This is a genomic window from Bifidobacterium santillanense, assembly GCF_018555385.1.
GTDB lineage: Bacteria > Actinomycetota > Actinomycetes > Actinomycetales > Bifidobacteriaceae > Bifidobacterium > Bifidobacterium santillanense.
This window is the reverse complement of sequence record NZ_JAFEJS010000001.1, coordinates 184,615-201,429: the sequence shown is the minus strand read 5'-3', so window position 1 is coordinate 201,429 and position 16,815 is coordinate 184,615. Positions and strand designations below refer to the sequence as shown.

Sequence of the window (16,815 nt, the reverse complement as noted above, 5' to 3'; positions counted from 1 at the left end):
GTGACGGTTTTATTCAGAATTCAGACGACACGGTGTTCATATAACGTATCGGAGAATACTATCATCACCATGTCGTCTAAATAAAGCCGATTATCGCGCTGCGTCGCATCGTCCCCGGGGATGAGCCGACTCCCTTCCTCCCCGCATATCCCGGGGAATCTCAATCCGACGGCCGATGATCGCGCGCGGCGGATGCTCCTATCGTGGATGGCGTTCCGAAGGAGAAGGAAAGAGGATTCATGGGGTTTCTGGCGAATTTCTCGGCGCCGTTCCTGCTGGCCGTCGCCATGTGGCCGGTCGTGTCGTTCATGCTTACGGTGCCGGTGCTGGCGATGCTCTATCATCGCGATAACCGCATCGGCTTCACGGCCGCGCTGTCCGCGTACGGCACGGTGCTGTATGCGCTCGGACTGCTGTGCTTCACGCTGTATCCGATGCCGTCCGATCCGGCCGCATACTGCGCGACCCACCATCTCTTCCCGCAGTTGAACCCGTTCCAGTTCATCGGCGACATCCGCGCGGACGGCCTGACCGCGATTATGCAGATCGCGATGAACGTGGTGTTCTTCCTGCCGCTCGGCTTCATCGCCAGGCGCGTGTTCCGGTGGCCGTTCGCCGCGACGTTCATCGCCGGATTCCTCGCCTCGCTCATGGTGGAGACGCTGCAGTTGACCGGACTGCTCGGCCTGTTCCCTTGCTCGTACCGTCTGTTCGACGTGGACGACCTCGTCTGGAACACGGCCGGAGCCATCGCCGGCTACGGCTGCGCGATGCTGCTCGACCGCGTCCTGCCGGTGCGCGAGGCGGACACCACGACCGTCACGGATCCGGGGTTCGTGCGCCGGCTCGTCGCTTTTCTCATCGACTTCGGGCTCGCCACCGTGTGCGCGCTGCCCCTGACCGTCGCGGGCGACGCGCTGGTCGCGCTCGTCTCGGGCCGCGGACTCGGCGTGATAACGGGCCCGGACGGCGGCGATCCGCTCGATATGTCCTCCATCATGACGTTGCTCATGCTCGCGGTCTTCGAGATCGCCGTCCCGTGGATGCGGCGGGGCCGTACGCTCGGTGGTGGCTACACGCATATGACCTGCGAGACACGCCCGCGCGAAGGCGTGCGCCGCATCGCGTTCTACGCCGCGCGGTTCGCCGTGATCTGCTGCGTCCGCTTCCCCAGCTACATCCCGCATGCGGGTCTGATCCTGTTCGCGACGCTCGTCTTCTGGATGATCAGGAAGAGGATGCCCTACGACCTCATCTGATATCCGCGTCGGCCGCACCCGACACGTCTATAGTGGGCAACGGCGCGGTGGACGGCGACGTGCATCGGGCGAACATGCGAACGACGCGGACGAAAGGACGAACCATCATGGCGGATGCGAACGACGAGAGGAACGACAAGGTGGCGCAACCGGGCGCGACGGCAAACCTGGCGAAGTCCGATGCGGCGAAGCTGCCCGAACCGTATGAGAAGACCACACGCCACACCATCGAGATCGACGGACGCGCGTTCGACTACGCGGCCACCGTCGGCACGATCCTCATCGACACCCCCAAGGTGAAGCCCGCGGCGAGCGTCTTCTTCACCGCTTTCGAGCTGCTCGACGCCGACGGGAAGTCCGACCCCACCCGTCCGGTCATCTACGTGTTCAACGGCGGCCCCGGCTCGTCCACCACGTTCCTGCTCATGGGCTCGATCGCGCCGAAGCGCATCGACGTGCCGAACGCCGCGCCCGTGCCCGCCGCACCCTATCATCTGGAGGACAACCCGCACACGCTGCTGCCCGTCTCCGACCTGGTGTTCATCGACGCGCCCGGCGCGGGATTCTCCGAAATCCTCGACGCCGCCAAACCGGAACTGTGGTCGGTCGACGGCGACGTCGCCGGATTCAGCGCGTTCATCCGCGCCTACTCGAGCCGATACCGCCGCTGGAACTCCCCCAAGTACGTGCTCGGCGAATCGTACGGCACCACGCGCGGCGCCGCGCTCGCCTACCGGCTCCAGCAGGACGGCGTCGCCCTGAACGGTCTCACGCTCATCTCGAACATCCTCGACTACGCCTACACGCTCGACACGTCCGACCAGTTCTACGTCGGCTATTTCCCGACCTACGCCTCGGTCGCCCAGTACCACGGCCGCGCCGGCAAGGGCGTGGACCCGGCCGAGCATCTCCAGACGGCGCGCGCGTTCGCCAACGGCCCGCTGCGCCTCGCGCTGGCCGCCGGCGCGTCCCTGCCCGACGACGTCAGACGCCGCGTGGCCGAACGCTACGCCGAATTGACCGGACTGGACGCGAAGTACGTCTATGACTCGGACCTGCGCGTCGTCGACATGCGCTTTCGCAAGGAGCTGCTGCGCGACGAGGAGAAGATCGTCGGACGCTACGACGGCCGCGTCGCCGGATACGACCTCGACCGGATGAACGACGAGGAGACGTTCGTCGTCGACGACGCCTACCTCGACCCCGCGTATTCGAGCCTCGCCAACGCGTATCTCAGGGACGAACTCGGGTGGGACCGCCCCCCGGAGCGTCGCGGGTTCGCCGACTTCGACTGGGACGCGACCGAACCCGGCAAGGGCTGGACCTGGTGGCACAGGCAGCCGGAGATGACCAAGTCCTCCTGGGGTCGGAACATCCCGTTCCCGAACGTCGTGCCGGACCTCGCCGCCGCGATCGCCCACCAGCCGACGCTGAAGGTGCTCATCGGCAACGGCGTGTACGATTTGTGCACCCCGTTCGGTCAGACCGAATACGACATCGACCATCTGGGGCTGCCGAAGCCGTTGCGCGGCAACGTTGCATTCGCGTACTACCCGGCCGGACACATGCTGTACTCGTCCGAGCCGAGTCTGGCGAAGTTCTCCGATGACCTCAAGCGCTTCTACGCTTCGGACGTTGCGGGCCTGCGCGGCATCGACGAACGCCCCGCCGCGACCGCGCCGGACATCCGCCTGTAGGACCCGCATGACGGGAAAGGAGACGACGATGATCGACGGATTCAGGAAGTTCATCTCCCGCGGCAACATGATCGACATGGCCGTGGGCGTGGTCATGGGCGGCGCGGTCACCGCGGTGGTGAACGCGATCGTCGACGACGTCATCAACCCGATGATCGCGATGGTCTTCGGCAAGCCGGACATGAGCGGGCTGCTCGCGTTCACGTTCAACGGCGCCACCATCTCGTTCGGCGCCGTGCTGGGCGCGCTGCTCAACTTCCTCGTCATCGCCGTCGCCGTCTACTTCTGCATCCTCGTGCCGATCAACAAGTTCCGCGACATGTCCGAGGCGCTGCTCGTCAAAGCGAAACTCAAGCAGGAGGAGGACGAGCGGACGCGGAAGGAGCAGGCCGAGCCGACGCCCGAGGAGATGACCGTGCGGCTGCTGACCGAGATCCGCGACCGGCTCGCGGCGGGCGACCTATCGACCGCGACACCGACGACATTGGAGACGGACCTCCCGCCCGGAGGCGAATCCCGGGCGGGAGGTCCGGACCGATTGAGCATTGTCCGGGACCGATTCCCGGAATCGGGGGAACGCCGATAATCCCGTCCATCACGCGGGACGGGATGCGGGACGGACGAAGACGCCGGTAAGGAGCCGCACATGTGCAGGAGATTCGCGCTCGATCTGGATTGGGACGCGGCCGCCCGGTGGCTGGACGTTCCCGATGCCGGCGTGCGCCGCGACCGCCTGCCGCGCCCCTCGTACAACATCGCGCCCATGCAGTCCATCGCGCTCGTGGCGAAGGATACCGCCGGCGGCCGCCACCTGACCGGCGCGCGGTGGTCGCTCGTGCCGCGATGGAGCCCGAGCGACGCGCTCGGATACCCGACGTACAACGCGCGCGTGGAGTCGGCGCGATACAAGCCGACGTTCGCCGACTCGGTCCGCTCCATGCGCGCACTCATCCCCGCGACCGGCTACTACGAGTGGAAGGGCAGGAATCCGTTCTACTTCCACTCCCCCGACGGCGCACCGCTGGCGATGGCGGGCCTGTATTCATGGTGGCGTCCGGACGGGTCCCGTCCGTGGCTGCTGACCGCGACGATCATCACCTGTCCCGCGGTGGATGGCCCGGCGAGCGTCCACGACCGCATGCCGCTGCTCGTTCCGCCGGACATGGCCGGCGCATGGTTGGATTCCCGAATCGACGGCGGCGATCTGCTCGCCCCCATGCGCGAACACGGGACGGCATTGTCCCGCATGCTGCGGTTCCACGAGGTCGCACCGCTCCCCTCGCCGTTGTCGACGTCGACGGGTTCCGACGGACCGGGGCTCATCCGTCCGTACCGGCGCGAGGAGCCGATGCGACTGTTCTGATCCGGCTGCGTGCCGTCGACGGTCGTCGGCACGACGGCAGCCGTATCCGCCCGCCCGATGGACTTCCGGCCTTCCCGTCCGGGCCGCGGCGTCATATCATGTTAGCGACCGGAACCGATGGAACAAAGGGGAACGATATGACCAAGGCCTTGATCGTGGTGGATGTGCAGCCGACGTTCTGCGAGGGCGGCGAACTCGGCATCGACGGCGGCAACGCGGTAGCCGAACGCATCGCGGAATATGTGGGGGCGCACCGCGACGAGTACGCGTACATCGCCACCACGCAGGACTGGCACATCGAACCGGGCGCGCACTGGTCGACGACGCCCGACTTCGTGGATACATGGCCTGTGCACGGCAAGGCCGGTACGCCGAACGCGGAGCTGCACCCGGCGATCCGGGCGCTCGATATCGCGCACCACTTCAAGAAGGGCCAGTATTCCGCCGCCTACTCCGGGTTCGAGGGCATCGAGGACAACACCGATGCGATCCAAAGCCGGGCGGAGGTGGATGCGGCGCTCGGGGCGGGCAGGACGCTCGCCAACGCGTTGAAGGCCGCCGGCGTGGACGAGGTGGACGTGGTCGGCATCGCCGAATCGCACTGCGTCAAGGAGACCGCGCTCGACGCGCGAAGGCTCGGCTATCCGGTCACCGTGTTCGAGGATCTGACCGTGCCGGTCAGCGAGGAGCTGGGCGTCGCGGCGCGCCGGGAGATGGCAGACGCCGGCGTCGCGCTCACGGAATCGCGATGAACGGACAACGAACGCACGGCACACGGTCAAGGGGCGTCTCGATCGCCATCGGCGCCACGGCCTCGGTGTGTCTCGTCGCGCTCGCCTCCGTCGCCGTGTTCATGTGGGCCCGCTCCGGAGCTGTCAGGCAATCCGTATCGAAACCGGCCGACTACTGCACGGTGACGACCTCGGACGGCAACTATCCGCTGAGTCTCACGCAGACGCGCAACGCGTCGTTCATCGCCGCCGTCGCCGTCCAACGGGGACTGCCCGACCATGCGGCCACGGTGGCGATCGCGACGGCGATGCAGGAGTCGAAACTCGTCAACCTCGACCACGGCGACCTCGATTCGGTGGGCCTGTTCCAGCAGCGTCCGAGCCAGGGTTGGGGCACGGTCGAACAGCTCATGGACGAGTCGTACGCGACGAACGCCTTCTACGACGGGTTGGTGAAGGTCGCCGACTGGCAGACGATTCCGGTCGAGGACGCCGCGCAGGCCGTGCAGCGCTCCGGATACCCCGACCTGTACACGCAGTGGGACGGCATGGCCCGGGCGTGGGCGTCCGCGCTGACCGGCGAGGTCGCGGCCGGAGTCACCTGTTCGATCCACACGAAAACCTCCCCCGATGCCGATGGGCTGGTCACGGCGTTCCGCGGGCAGTTCCCCTCGGTCGAGATCGTGCGTTCGCTCGGGTTGGGCGACGGCTCCGATACGGAATCGGGGTCGGACGCTGGTTCGACGTCCACATCCGATGCGGGATCGTCGGACTCCTCAAGCACCTCGTCCGGCTCATCCGGCGCGACGGGTGACGGGCAATCCTCGACGGTCACTATGACGCTGACGTTCACGTTGCCCGCGGGGCTGTCCGAATCGGACATGAAACGCCAGGGCTGGCAGGCCGCGACGTGGCTGGTCGCGCACGCCCACGAGTATGGCGTGCGGTCGGTGCATGCGTGCGGCATGGATTGGTCACGCTCCGCCGGCCGGTGGTCCGGCACCGAGGCCGCGGAGCAATCGCTCACCGTGACACTGCGGTAAGGAGCCGCCGTCGATCCACCGGCCGTCGTCATGCGGCGCGCCTCGCCCCCCCGGTCATGCCGGCGGTCAGCGCCGCAATCCGCGCAGCAGGACGATCTCCTCGCGGTGCGTGGTCTCGGTGAGTTCCTTGGTCTCGAGGATCATCGGCAGCTTGGCCATGCGCGGGTCGTTGACGAGACGCTTGAAGAACGGCAGCCCCAGCTTCCCCTCGCCGATGTTGGCGTGACGGTCCTTGTGCGAGGCGAGCCCGAACATCGAGTCGTTCGCATGGATGGCCCTGACCCGGTCGAAGCCGATGACCTCGTCGAGCGAACGCATCACTCCGTCGTAGTCGCCGATGAGGTCGTAGCCGGCGTCGAACACGTGGCAGGTGTCGAACGTGACGCCGATGCGGTCGCGGAATGCGGCGTCGACGCCGTCGATGATCGAGCGCAGCTCCTCGAAGGTGCGTCCGCACTCGGTGCCCTTGCCGGCCATCGTCTCCAGCAGGATCATGACGCCGCCGTCGCCGGATGCGTCGGACGTGCCGGACGCGGCGACACGGGCGTCGGCGTTCCCGGACAACGCTTCGAACACGTGGCTCAACCCGTCGGCGATGAGCCGGCAGCCGGTTTCGACGCCCTGTCCCACGTGCGCGCCGGGATGGATGTTGAGATACGTCTCCTGACCGCCCGCGCGGATGGCGCCGAGCAGCGTGAGATCCTCGACGAGCGCGTCGATCGCGAATGCGCGTTTGGCCGGGTCCTTGCCGGCGAGGTTGTACACGTACGGCGCGTGGACGACCAGCGGACCGTACCCCTCGGCCTTGATCGTGCGGCCGAACTCCACGGCGCCCGCCGGATCGAGCGACTTGGAGCGTTTGCCGTACGGCGAGCGCGGGAAGAACGCGAACGCGGTCCCGCCCTCCTCGTGGGAGCGTCTGATGAGCGCCTTCCATCCGCCCGCGGTGGACAGGTGCGAGCCGATGAGGAGCGGCGGACGGGCGTCGTCGGCCGACTGGTCGGTGGTCTGCGGTGTTGTCGTCGAATCTTCCTTCACAGGACACAAGCATAGGCGTTCCCGACGATGGCACGGGAGTCCTGCATCGGCCAATCCGATTCGTCCATCGATAAGCGTTCCACCGCGACCGCAACGGCGATTCGCGCGACGCTTCGCCTGCTGCGACTGCTAAACTGGATTCATTCCGCATCCCGCCGCCGACGGCGGGTCTCAACCACAATCAGTCAAGGACGTACTTCATGTATCAGGTTCTGGTCTCCTTCGCATACGACTAGTCGCGTCGGCGCAGTTCAGCCGTCCGACTACCACGGGTCGCGATCCGCAGTACGCGGTCGCGATGTCTTCTTATGCGAAATTCCGGAACGAAACCCATGATCCGCACGGGAACCTCCCCATCGCCGAACTGGCATCCCATCGCTCGGCACTGCGTCGATGCGCGGTGGCGATACGCCTTCGTGCGAACGGAATCATGGGCCGATCATGAAACGAGCCTTTGCCATGCACGCCAACGACCATCCATCATCCGAACGATCCGCCACCTCGCCGGACCTCGACCTTTGCCCCACGCCAAACGTCGTCGCCACGGATACGCCCGCCACGGCCGATGCCGTCCCATCCTCCGCGGGCCGACGGCCGCATTCGTTGTGGCGGCTCCCCGCCTACCGCAACTGGTTCGCCGCCGACACCACCGACGTGTTCGCGGTGAGCCTGCGCACGTTCGCCATCCCGCTGATCGGGCTCGCGATATCCGGTTCGCCGTTCGTCGCCGGACTGCTCGTCACCGTCGAATCGACGATCGGACTCGCGCTCATGTCCGTCGGCGGAGCCATCACCGACCGGCATGATCGTCGTCGTCTGATGATTCTGCTCGGGCTGATCGGCGGGGCGCTGTCGGCCGTGACGACCTTCCTGCTTGCGACCGGGACGATGGGCACGGGCCTGTTCGCGGCAATCGTCGTGCTGTTCGCCGTCATGAACGGACTGCTCGGACCATCCAACGACGCGATGCTGAAATCATTGGTGCCGATGGACCGGTTCGCCAAGGCGCAGGCCATCCGCGAGGCGCGCGAATCCTGCGTGGAACTGTCCGGTGGGGCCATCGGCGGTCTGCTCTACCGCATCGTCGGATGGTTCCCGTTCCTCGTGTCCGCCGTGCTGTATCTGGTCGCCGCCGTCATGGCGGTGAGACTGCCCCGGCACACGGCGGATGATACGGTGGGCACGGGTGCCGCGCCTCGTATCTCGGTCGCCGGCGCACTGGCCACGGCGGGGACTCGCGGCTCGGATGACGCCGATGCGACTACGACCGCAGCCAATCCGACTGCCGGCGCACAGGGGAACGGCCGTGCCCCGGGACGCGGATCCGATCGTGTCTCGTCGTTCCTCGCGCAGTTCGTCGAGGGATGGCGGTGGACGCTGACGCGCGGCACCATCCTCGCGGCGATAGCGCAGGGCGCGGTCGTGAACGTCGCCTGCTACGGGAGCATCGTCGGCGTGCAGATCATGCTGGCCGAACGCGGCACCGACGCGGCTCTCATCGGTCTGGTCGGCACCGCGACGGGCGTCTCGGCGCTGATCGGTTCGCTCGCCGCCGGATGGCTGGTCGACCATATTCCGACCGGACGGCTCATCATCCTCACGTTCGCGGTGCTCACGGCGGCGATGATTCCGCTGCTGTTCACCGACTCGTACGGGATGGTCGTCGCCTGCATGGCCGCCACGTCGCTGCTGTTCCCCGCGCTGAACGCGGGCGAGCTTGGATTCATCTTCGGCCGTACGCCCGACGACATGCAGGGCCGCGTCTCGACGGTGTTCGAGACGACGATCGGAGTGCCCGGCGCGCTCACGCCGGCATTGGTCGGATGGCTGCTCCAGACGTCGGGACTGGGGTTCCGTGCGGTCATGGTGCTGGTCGTCGGATGCGCGGCCGTCGGGCTTCTCCTCGCCTGCGTCACCCCAACCCGTCGCATCCCGCGCCCCGAACATTGGGAACTGACGGAACTGTGAATCCGCAGGCGCTGGCTCCCCTCGCTGAGGGGAGCCAGCGCACAGCTCGCATCCCACCATGCCGTCCTTCGATGACGGGACCGGCCGCCCCGCACACCCAAGCCTATGATGGGCCGCATGAGCATCCGCATCGTCCCCATCGAGCCGAAGTACTTCGAGGAGAAGGCCAAGGTGCAGTCCCGCACCTGGCGCGAACTCAACCAAGACCATATCCCGCAGGAGATCGTCGACGCGATCACACCCGAGTTCGCGCTCAAAATCACCCGATCCGCCTACGAGCGCCAACAACGAGACGGCGGACAGGCGACGCTGATCGCGCTCGACGGCGATCATGTCATCGGGTTCGCCGAACTGCTGGGCACACCGCGTCCGCCGATCGACCGATTGGATGCAGCCGAACTCGCCTCGCTGTATGTGCTGGAATCATGCCATCGGCGGGGCGTCGGGCGTGCGCTGGTCGAGGCCGGCATGAAGGCCGTCGGCAACGACCGGCTCGCCCTGTGGGTCATGGCGTTCAACGACAACGCCCGAGGCTTCTACCGCCACATCGGCTTCCACGAGACCGGCCGTACCCAGACCGAGGATTTGGGCCCCGAACTTGAAATGGCCAATTATTAAGGGCTTCCACTATTTGCGGTGAAGGACGCATGTCCTGTCCGTCGCGTGTTCCCATGCCCCTGTTTACTCGAACCGGTCGGTCCTACATACAAGAGTCGCGGATCCACACCACCGTACGCGCGGACACCCCCGGTTTCTCCGAGCAAGGGCGCATGTGCACCCGCAGGAACCGGACAATCCCGCTCTCGCACAGGCAGTCCGACCGACCCCCCCGCCACAGCCAACGAAAGATCATCATTCCGGAGTTCGCCAGGACCGAAGTTCGCATTGCCGATTGGCATGGGGTTGTCCACCACGTACTCAGCGGCGGACAACCCCATGTGCCATCCGGTAAATCCGAGAAGCGCGATCGAAAACGACCCGGACTCGTCAGCTGATCCAGTGCCGCACGTACGCGACGACACCCAGAAACGCACCTACGCCTGCACCAAGGAAGACGGCTCCCCATTTCAGCCAGTCCGCGAACCGGCTGGCCGGGGACTGCGCAAGGTCCTCGCCCACCGGATCCGTAGCCGAGTCCATCTCCTGATTCATGGTGGCCTTTCTTCTATCGAGGCGTATTCGAGTAACCCGAACCAGCAGGACTGCTACGACAAGCGGGACGACCACCCATTGAGCGGATTGGATCGCACTGCACACACATGCCAGCACAAGTATCAATACGTATGTCAGAAGCTCCCACCACTTCAAGGGCAAACGCCGAAATCCGGCCGGGGACTTCGCGCAGTCTTCGATCACCGGATTCGTTCCGGTCGGGTCCTTCTCCTGACTGGGCTTTTTCATGGCGAGATTCCTCCCGATTCATCACTTGCGACGGCCACGCCAGCCGGTCGCCGCGGCGACGCCGAACACGAACTGCACGGCGAAGCAACCCGTGAGGAAGAGCGGGACGACCGGCTGGTACGTGTGGTAGAAATCGACCATGTCGGGCTGCGCGTACGGCATCGCGATGACGTACGCCGCATACGCGAACAAAGCGACCGCCGCCGACCCGATCAGCAGCGCGACGACCGCCGCGCGCGGATGACAGCGCTCCCCGTCGGTCCGATTCAGGGTGCGGAATGCAACCGCGACACATACGGAGAGCACGGCGTAGCACAGCAGCCCGTACGTGGGCAGCATGTCGATGATGGCGAACGTCGATTCCATAGTGGTTCCTTTCCCGATTCGTCCCGGACCGTCCACCCGGTTCCCGATCGTCCTCGATCGCGGCCCGCGGCGCATCCGGTTCCTGATTTGATTATCGGACCTGACCCGTGATGAAGGCAACCTCACGTCAAGCAATCACATGACATGCCGACTATGGTTGACATCGTCCGGGCATCGCGGACCGCGCCGAACAAGGTGCGGGGCATTTCGGAATGTCGAATCGGAAGCCACGACGCATCCGAGGCTACAGTGGACGGCATGGGACATGATGGGACGACGGATACCGAGGAGACGGGGACCATCAGCATAGGCGTGCTGGACAACGATCCGTTCGCCTTGGATGCGATGTGCGCGATGATCGCGGCCGTATCCCGCGGGTTCCGCATCGTGTGGGGCACGGGGTCGCCCGCCGTGGCGATCGAGCACTGCCACAACGTGAATACGCGGCCCGACGTGCTCGTGCTGGATATGGCGCTGGGCAGCGTCACGGGCGCGGACGTGTGCCGGCGCATCCGTCGCCGGACCGGTGGTGTGGGCATCGTGTGCGTCACCTCGTATTCGGTGGACGTCTACCGGGACGAGGCGATCCGTTCCGGCGCGCAGGGACTGTTCGCGAAGGAACGTCTTGGAACGGACATCGCCGAGGCGCTACGCCGGGCGGCCCTGGGGTTGCCGACCGCCGAGCAGGCTTCGGCCGGATTCCGTGACGCGCAATCGGCGTACGAATCATTGTCCGGTACGGTGCCGGCGAGGATGTCCGAGGACATGAAGGATTCCCTGTCCCCTCGCGAGCGGGACATTCTGCGCCTGTACGCGCGGCGGCTCACCACCGATGAGATCGCCGACCGGCTCGGCATCGCCAAGGGCAGCGTGTTCACGTACGTGCACCGCGCCGCCGACAAGCTCGGCGTGACCAGCCGCAGGGAGGTGCTGGAGGCATGCGCCCGATACGATCTGCTGTAGAACGGGCCGTCGGTCGATTCGCTGTTCGATTCGCCGATCGGTTCGCTGCCCGCTTCGCCCATCCGGCCATCGCGACGTCCTGCGCGGTGCTCGCCGTGGCCGTCGTCGCGGAGTACGCGGTCTCGGTGGCGGCGCACGCCCCCGACGTCATGACCATGCGGGGATGCGCGATGGCGACGGCTGTGCTCGCCGGTCTGATCGGCGGCATGTTCCGCCCGTCCTGGTTCCTGTGGGCGGCGCTTGTCGCCGGCGAGGCGTCGATGTTGAGCGCGCCGATGGTCGCGCCCCTCGCCGTCAATATCGCCGTCACGGGATTCCTCGCCTATCTGGATACGTGGTCCGGTGCGATTGCGACCGGCGTGTTGCTCGTCTCCAGTCTGTTCGGCTTCACATCCAATGAAGAGCAGGTGATGGTGACCGCCGTGCAGAGCCTCACGTTCTACTGTTTCCCGCTCCTGACTGGTCTATCGCTTCACATGATGCGCCAGCGTGACCACGACGCGCATTTGCTGCGCCGACAAAGGGAGCGCGAGGACATGGCCCGCGATTTGCACGACACCATCAGCAACGACCTCGCCTATCTCATCCTGCGTATCGACCGCGCCGAGGCCCAGGGCGAACCCGCCGACGAACATGAATACCGGCGGCGACTCCGCGACCTGCGCGACGCGGCCGATCGCGCCATGAGCCATACGCACGCGGTCATCGATTCGCTTGAGGACCGCGGACCCGGCCCGTCCCCGTTCCGGCCGATGCGACCGGAGTCATCGGCAGGAACGGCGTCGATACGACCGGAGTCATCGGCATCGTGGAAGTCGACTCCCGCGCCGGTCCTCTCCGAGGTTCCCGACGGGGCCTCCGTCGCAGCCCAGCGGAACGACCTGCGATCGCTAATCGACGACGAGGAGACACGGCTCGATACGCTCGGCTTCACCGGCGACACTCTTCTGGGCGAGCTCCCCCATCCGCTCGGCGACGACACGATGCGGCTGCTGACAGGCCTGCTGACGGAACTGTACGCGAACATCGCCAAGCACGCCGATCCGCGCGAATGGTATGCGCTCTCCATCGGCTTCGACGCGAACGGCATCCACGTCGCCGTAAGCGACACCACCAAACCGGCCACCGGCGTCGCCGACGCGGATAACGTCGGACTCGGCCTCGGCAGCGGTCTCGACCGCTATCGCGCCCTCATCGAAAAGGCCGGCGGCTCGCTCGCCGTACGCTCGAAGCAGGGCCGGAACTGGCAGCTGGACGCCGTCATTCCGACCCAAATCGGATGAGGCGCATTGACGGAGTCATCCGACATCCCTCCGGTTCAGCGAGGCCGCGGCAAGCACGACCGCGATTACGACATACGCCAAGGCAATCACCCCGCTCAACATCGGGCTGATGTCCGATTGGCTCTCCACTATGGCGGTGCCCGCGATGGAGGGCAGCCATTCATGCAGCATACGCAGATCCGGCAGGTTGGCCACGACGATGGGCGGCAGATAATACAAGACGATGTAGACGGTAGCGCCTTCCCCTATCGAATCGAAGATCATACACAATGATGCGGCGATGAGCATGCGTGCGGTGAGCATCAACGCCACGGGCAGACACAACATCAACGAGACGGACAGCGACGAGGGCCAGAAACGTTCGGGGACGACGGGACCGAGGATGAGACGGAACACGCCGGTGGATACAAGCCCGCCGACCGTCGTCACGACAACGCCGGTTACGGCGATGCTCGGCCCCATGCCCGCGAGCGCGGCAAGACCATCAACCTTGGACCCAGATGAGAGCATGAGTCGGACGGAAACACCCGTCAATGCGGCGAACACGGCGAACGACAGAGCAGTCCCAGCCATGCCGCGAGGGATGTCGACCGGCAGATCACATGGCGCAGGAACAGCAGAATGCGACGCACGTATAGTCCGGGCTCGTTCATGACGGATTCCTCCGTCCAGTTCCTCATGGCCGCGGTCTTTCGTGTCCCATCCGCATCGGACGCGAAACGGAACATCGTTCCCGCCTCTCCTCCGCTGTCGGCGATGATCTGTCCGAGAGCCCCATAAGTTGTCCGCACGCCGGACATGATGATCAGCACATGGGTGGCGATGCGTTGCAGTTCATCGATGTCGTGGGCGGTCAGGATGACGGTTCTGTCGTCGAGGGCGCAGCGGCGCAACGCATCATGCAGCCAGAGTCGTGCCCCCGACGTCCAATCCGTTGAACGGCTCGTCCAGCACCAGTATTGGAGCGTCGGCGAGCATCGCGCCGGCCACTCCCAGCCGTTGTCTCATACCGGTGGAATATCCTCCGATCCGAGATTACGACCAGCGGGCCAATCCACAGTCGCGCAGTACGCGACGTATGCGGCGGCGCACGCCGGACAGCAGATTCGAGAACACCTCGCGCGCGTATCCGCCATACGCCGGTATCGCCAGGGTTTCCGCAACGCCCAGCCATACGACCAGCACGCCGGCCAGCACCAGATACCATCGATTCAACGTCATCCGACGACCATTCCCGATGCGCCATTTCACGTCCTCGAACCAGACCGAGAGCCGAACCGATATCCCACGCCCATCCATAACGCGCGCCTTCCCGACGATCACCCGCGATCCGCCTCTATGGTCATATGCTGGCGTACTTCGGCAAGTCGGACAACATCGTGTCAAGCAATCGCATGACAGATGGCGGATACCCTGCCGACGGAATAGCATGGGGAAGCGGAACGGCCGTCGCGCCGGAATCCGGAGAATCCGCCCGCGGGTCGGTATGGACCGTGAGCCCGTCGAACGAGGTGTCTTCCATGAATCCGTCGTCAATCCCGCCGATCCCATACGCGCCGCGGGCCCAGTATCCTCCCCGGAACGGGGATTGGCCCATCACCGCCCTGCCGTATGATCCGCAGCCGGATGTGCGGCGGCACGACCGCGCCGTGGCCATCGGCCTCGTCGCCAGCGTCGCGTTGGCCGTCGTGCTGTTCGCGCTGATCATGTTCCTGGGATCGTCCGTGCCGCAGTGGGTCTATGTGCTGCTGGGCGTGGTGCTGTTCACCGTGGTCATCAACATGCTGGAGGACGTGTACGAGGATCTGCGGCAACGTCGTCTTCCCACCGAACCGGGGCGCATGATCACCGGGGCCATGATCGGACGGGCGTATGCCGACCGGGTGCCCCTGCGCCGGCTCGCACTGTCCACGCCGATCATCGGGCATGACCCGTTCAGCGGCGGCGATCTCGGCTACTTCACCCACTACCGGGTGTGCGCCAACGACGTGCTCGTCCTGAGGTTCGCCCCGCCCGACCGCGTCCACTCGTATCTGCTGTACTGGAGCGACCGCGATGCCGATTGGACGGACAAGCTGCCCGGCAGATACCGCATGGGCGACTACGCGAAACCCACACCCCGGGCGCTGCGATTGTCGCAACGGCTGATGAGGCGTCTGGCCCGCGATCGGGGCATCGACCCGCGCATGCGCCCCTGCACGCTGCAGGTGTACGGGGACAGGGCGAGGATCATCCTGCCGCCGAACGTTCCCGAACTGGAGACCGGCGCGCAGGACCCCAACATCGGGACGCGCATCGACGGCGTCGCCATACTCACCGACACGTTCCGTCGGCATCGGTGAGCTGCGGCGACGTGTCGCCGTATTCCGCGACCGTCCCGCCCATTCCACGGGCTCACTCCGATTCGCCGATGCGACGGAACGTCCCCGTCAGAAGTCGAAGTGGTCCGGGTCGGCGCCGTTGCGCTTGCCGGTGTCGATCGCGTCAATCGCGGCCATGTCGGCGTCGGTCAGGTTGAAATCGAACACGTCGATGTTCTGGCGGATGCGTTCGGTATGCGTGGACTTCGGCAGGACCACGACGCCGCGCTGGATGTGCCAGCGGATCACGACCTGCGCGGCAGACTTGCCGTACTTGTCGCCGATCTCGGCGAGCTGCGGGTCGGCGAGCAGGTTGCCGCCGGTGCCGCCGAGCGGGCTCCACGCCTCCACGTCGATGCCCTGCGCGTGCGCGAAGTCGATGAGCTGCTGGTTCGCGAACTGCGGCGAGGATTCGATCTGGTCGACCGCGGGCTTGACGTCGGTATGGGCGAGCAGCTCCTCCAGATGATGCCGCTCGAAGTTGCTCACGCCGATCGCCTTCGCGCGTCCGGTCGCGTAGATCGCCTGCAGGTCGTCCCACGCCTGGCTCCAGCCGTCGGCCGGCCAGTGGATGAGGTACAGGTTCACGTAGTCGAGGCCCAGACGATCGAGGCTCTCCTCGAAGGCGTCCCTGCCGCGGCGGGCCCGGATGTCGTCGTTCCACAGCTTGGTCGTCACGAACACGTCGTCGCGCGGCACGCCGGAACGGCGCAGCCCCTCACCCACGGACGCCTCGTTGCCGTAGATCATCGCCGTGTCGATGTGGCGGTATCCGGCCTCGAGCGCGGCCGTGACCGCATTCACCGTGGTCTCGCCGTCCGGGGTCTGGAACACGCCCAGTCCCACCTGCGGGATGACCGTGCCGTTGTTCAGCGTGATCGTCGATTGAATCGCCATGATGCCTCCGTTTTCGTCGGATACGCTTCCACACGCATTGTATACGGACAGTTGATGGCTGTAGTCGATATCCCCGCGCCGGTCAGTCGAGTTCGCCCCGGTCAATGATGGCACCGTCGAGGAACCAGTAGTCGTGCGGGTCGCCGCGCAGCGCGGTGAACGGTATGAGTTCAACGCCGCGGGCGGCGGCCTCGTCGAGGAGATAGGCGCGTACGATCCACGGGTATTCGAGGACGCCCGACTTCAAATCGATGATGGTCTCGATGCGCGAGGCGTCGATGCCGAAGTGCTTGGCGACATCCTCGACGCTCAGATGCAGACGGCGCAGGTTCTCATGGAACTCGCGGATGGTCGCCTCGCGTTGCGCGGTGGTCAACGACATAACCCGTTCCTCTCCCCTATCGATGAAAACCGACTGCACACAAGTGTACAGGCGTACTTTGCAG

Annotated in this window: 18 protein-coding genes and 2 pseudogenes; 11 read left to right on the top strand and 9 right to left on the bottom strand. The window is 65.8% G+C overall.

The genetic code is table 11. The annotated features are described in order from the left end of the window. Positions 1-239: 239 nt before the first annotated feature. The 6 genes and pseudogenes from JS528_RS00920 to JS528_RS00895 all read left to right on the top strand — a co-directional run bounded on the left by JS528_RS00920 (position 240) and on the right by JS528_RS00895 (position 6,093). A complete protein-coding gene (locus JS528_RS00920) occupies positions 240-1,259 on the top strand; it encodes a VanZ family protein (protein WP_214357220.1) in 1,020 nt (339 codons plus the stop codon). 107 nt (positions 1,260-1,366) lie between these two features. Next, a complete protein-coding gene (locus tag JS528_RS00915) occupies positions 1,367-2,956 on the top strand; it encodes a S10 family peptidase (RefSeq protein WP_214357219.1) in 1,590 nt (529 codons plus the stop codon). Between the two features lie 28 nt (positions 2,957-2,984). Beyond that, positions 2,985-3,407, top strand: a pseudogene (mscL, locus tag JS528_RS00910) (large conductance mechanosensitive channel protein MscL); the annotation flags it as partial. A 195-nt stretch (positions 3,408-3,602) separates the two neighbouring features. Next, positions 3,603-4,319 (top strand): SOS response-associated peptidase, encoded by a 717-nt coding sequence (locus JS528_RS00905; RefSeq protein ID WP_214357218.1) that lies wholly within the window; start codon positions 3,603-3,605, stop codon positions 4,317-4,319. Positions 4,320-4,456: 137 nt separating this feature from the next. Continuing rightward, positions 4,457-5,071, top strand: coding sequence for an isochorismatase family protein (locus tag JS528_RS00900; RefSeq protein WP_214357217.1), 615 nt, complete (start codon positions 4,457-4,459; stop codon positions 5,069-5,071). Then, positions 5,068-6,093 carry a cobalt transporter gene (locus JS528_RS00895; protein ID WP_240541227.1) on the top strand — a complete coding sequence of 342 codons (1,026 nt, stop codon included), beginning with the start codon at positions 5,068-5,070 and terminating at the stop codon, positions 6,091-6,093. Before JS528_RS00900 ends, JS528_RS00895 begins: the two co-directional genes overlap by 4 nt. 66 nt (positions 6,094-6,159) lie before the next feature. Here the strand turns inward: JS528_RS00895 and JS528_RS00890 are convergent, their stop codons facing one another. Continuing rightward, positions 6,160-7,059, bottom strand: a complete 900-nt coding sequence (locus tag JS528_RS00890; protein ID WP_214357535.1) for a deoxyribonuclease IV — start codon at positions 7,057-7,059, stop codon at positions 6,160-6,162. 513 nt (positions 7,060-7,572) lie between these two features. On the opposite strand from JS528_RS00890, the gene JS528_RS00885 reads away from it, so the two are divergent. Together JS528_RS00885 and JS528_RS00880 are read left to right on the top strand one after the other, a co-directional pair. After that, positions 7,573-9,099, top strand: a complete 1,527-nt coding sequence (locus JS528_RS00885) for an MFS transporter (RefSeq protein WP_214357216.1) — start codon at positions 7,573-7,575, stop codon at positions 9,097-9,099. Positions 9,100-9,207: 108 nt separating this feature from the next. Then, positions 9,208-9,717, top strand: a complete 510-nt coding sequence (locus JS528_RS00880; RefSeq protein WP_214357534.1) for a GNAT family N-acetyltransferase — start codon at positions 9,208-9,210, stop codon at positions 9,715-9,717. A 369-nt stretch (positions 9,718-10,086) separates the two neighbouring features. Here the strand turns inward: JS528_RS00880 and JS528_RS00875 are convergent, their stop codons facing one another. Next, positions 10,087-10,500 (bottom strand): hypothetical protein, encoded by a 414-nt coding sequence (locus tag JS528_RS00875; protein ID WP_214357215.1) that lies wholly within the window; start codon positions 10,498-10,500, stop codon positions 10,087-10,089. A 21-nt stretch (positions 10,501-10,521) separates the two neighbouring features. Further along, the gene (locus JS528_RS00870) at positions 10,522-10,866 is read right to left on the bottom strand and encodes a hypothetical protein (RefSeq protein WP_214357214.1); all 345 of its coding nucleotides are present in this window, start codon (positions 10,864-10,866) and stop codon (positions 10,522-10,524) included. A gap of 258 nt (positions 10,867-11,124) precedes the next feature. On the opposite strand from JS528_RS00870, the gene JS528_RS00865 reads away from it, so the two are divergent. Together JS528_RS00865 and JS528_RS00860 are read left to right on the top strand one after the other, a co-directional pair. Further along, the gene (locus tag JS528_RS00865; protein ID WP_214357213.1) at positions 11,125-11,829 is read left to right on the top strand and encodes a response regulator; all 705 of its coding nucleotides are present in this window, start codon (positions 11,125-11,127) and stop codon (positions 11,827-11,829) included. Further along, the gene (locus JS528_RS00860; protein ID WP_240541226.1) at positions 11,805-13,112 is read left to right on the top strand and encodes a histidine kinase; all 1,308 of its coding nucleotides are present in this window, start codon (positions 11,805-11,807) and stop codon (positions 13,110-13,112) included. The genes JS528_RS00865 and JS528_RS00860 overlap by 25 nt, the downstream gene beginning before the upstream one ends. A gap of 15 nt (positions 13,113-13,127) precedes the next feature. Here the strand turns inward: JS528_RS00860 and JS528_RS00855 are convergent, their stop codons facing one another. The 4 genes and pseudogenes from JS528_RS00855 to JS528_RS11440 form a co-directional block, all read right to left on the bottom strand. Beyond that, positions 13,128-13,685 carry a hypothetical protein gene (locus tag JS528_RS00855; RefSeq protein WP_240541225.1) on the bottom strand — a complete coding sequence of 186 codons (558 nt, stop codon included), beginning with the start codon at positions 13,683-13,685 and terminating at the stop codon, positions 13,128-13,130. Next, positions 13,643-14,005 (bottom strand): hypothetical protein, encoded by a 363-nt coding sequence (locus JS528_RS11450; protein WP_240541224.1) that lies wholly within the window; start codon positions 14,003-14,005, stop codon positions 13,643-13,645. The genes JS528_RS00855 and JS528_RS11450 overlap by 43 nt, the downstream gene beginning before the upstream one ends. 21 nt (positions 14,006-14,026) lie before the next feature. After that, positions 14,027-14,132: pseudogene (locus JS528_RS11445) on the bottom strand (ATP-binding cassette domain-containing protein); the annotation flags it as partial. A gap of 15 nt (positions 14,133-14,147) precedes the next feature. Next, positions 14,148-14,333 carry a hypothetical protein gene (locus JS528_RS11440; protein WP_240541222.1) on the bottom strand — a complete coding sequence of 62 codons (186 nt, stop codon included), beginning with the start codon at positions 14,331-14,333 and terminating at the stop codon, positions 14,148-14,150. A 407-nt stretch (positions 14,334-14,740) separates the two neighbouring features. Here JS528_RS11440 and JS528_RS00845 point away from each other — a divergent pair, with 407 nt between their 5' ends. Then, entirely contained in the window at positions 14,741-15,454 is a 714-nt protein-coding gene (locus JS528_RS00845; protein ID WP_214357212.1) for a hypothetical protein, read from the top strand. Positions 15,455-15,541: 87 nt separating this feature from the next. Here JS528_RS00845 and JS528_RS00840 read toward each other — a convergent pair whose 3' ends face one another. Next, positions 15,542-16,369 carry an aldo/keto reductase gene (locus tag JS528_RS00840; protein ID WP_214357211.1) on the bottom strand — a complete coding sequence of 276 codons (828 nt, stop codon included), beginning with the start codon at positions 16,367-16,369 and terminating at the stop codon, positions 15,542-15,544. An 82-nt stretch (positions 16,370-16,451) separates the two neighbouring features. Further along, positions 16,452-16,751 (bottom strand): DUF2316 family protein, encoded by a 300-nt coding sequence (locus JS528_RS00835; protein WP_214357210.1) that lies wholly within the window; start codon positions 16,749-16,751, stop codon positions 16,452-16,454. Between the last annotated feature and the right edge of the window lie 64 nt (positions 16,752-16,815).

Excerpts from the sequence above, each read along its gene's own strand:
- JS528_RS00880 (WP_214357534.1), top strand. The coding sequence starts at position 9,208 with ATGGGCCGCATGAGCATCCGCATCGTCCCCATCGAGCCGAAGTACTTC.
- JS528_RS00870 (WP_214357214.1), bottom strand. The coding sequence starts at position 10,866 with ATGGAATCGACGTTCGCCATCATCGACATGCTGCCCACGTACGGGCTG.
- JS528_RS00840 (WP_214357211.1), bottom strand. The coding sequence starts at position 16,369 with ATGGCGATTCAATCGACGATCACGCTGAACAACGGCACGGTCATCCCG.
- JS528_RS00920 (WP_214357220.1), top strand. The coding sequence starts at position 240 with ATGGGGTTTCTGGCGAATTTCTCGGCGCCGTTCCTGCTGGCCGTCGCC.
- JS528_RS00855 (WP_240541225.1), bottom strand. The coding sequence starts at position 13,685 with ATGGCTGGGACTGCTCTGTCGTTCGCCGTGTTCGCCGCATTGACGGGT.
- JS528_RS00865 (WP_214357213.1), top strand. The coding sequence starts at position 11,125 with ATGGGACATGATGGGACGACGGATACCGAGGAGACGGGGACCATCAGC.
- JS528_RS00915 (WP_214357219.1), top strand. The coding sequence starts at position 1,367 with ATGGCGGATGCGAACGACGAGAGGAACGACAAGGTGGCGCAACCGGGC.
- JS528_RS00905 (WP_214357218.1), top strand. The coding sequence starts at position 3,603 with ATGTGCAGGAGATTCGCGCTCGATCTGGATTGGGACGCGGCCGCCCGG.
- JS528_RS00900 (WP_214357217.1), top strand. The coding sequence starts at position 4,457 with ATGACCAAGGCCTTGATCGTGGTGGATGTGCAGCCGACGTTCTGCGAG.
- JS528_RS00885 (WP_214357216.1), top strand. The coding sequence starts at position 7,573 with ATGAAACGAGCCTTTGCCATGCACGCCAACGACCATCCATCATCCGAA.
- JS528_RS00875 (WP_214357215.1), bottom strand. The coding sequence starts at position 10,500 with ATGAAAAAGCCCAGTCAGGAGAAGGACCCGACCGGAACGAATCCGGTG.
- JS528_RS11440 (WP_240541222.1), bottom strand. The coding sequence starts at position 14,333 with ATGACGTTGAATCGATGGTATCTGGTGCTGGCCGGCGTGCTGGTCGTA.
- JS528_RS00895 (WP_240541227.1), top strand. The coding sequence starts at position 5,068 with ATGAACGGACAACGAACGCACGGCACACGGTCAAGGGGCGTCTCGATC.
- JS528_RS00835 (WP_214357210.1), bottom strand. The coding sequence starts at position 16,751 with ATGTCGTTGACCACCGCGCAACGCGAGGCGACCATCCGCGAGTTCCAT.
- JS528_RS00860 (WP_240541226.1), top strand. The coding sequence starts at position 11,805 with ATGCGCCCGATACGATCTGCTGTAGAACGGGCCGTCGGTCGATTCGCT.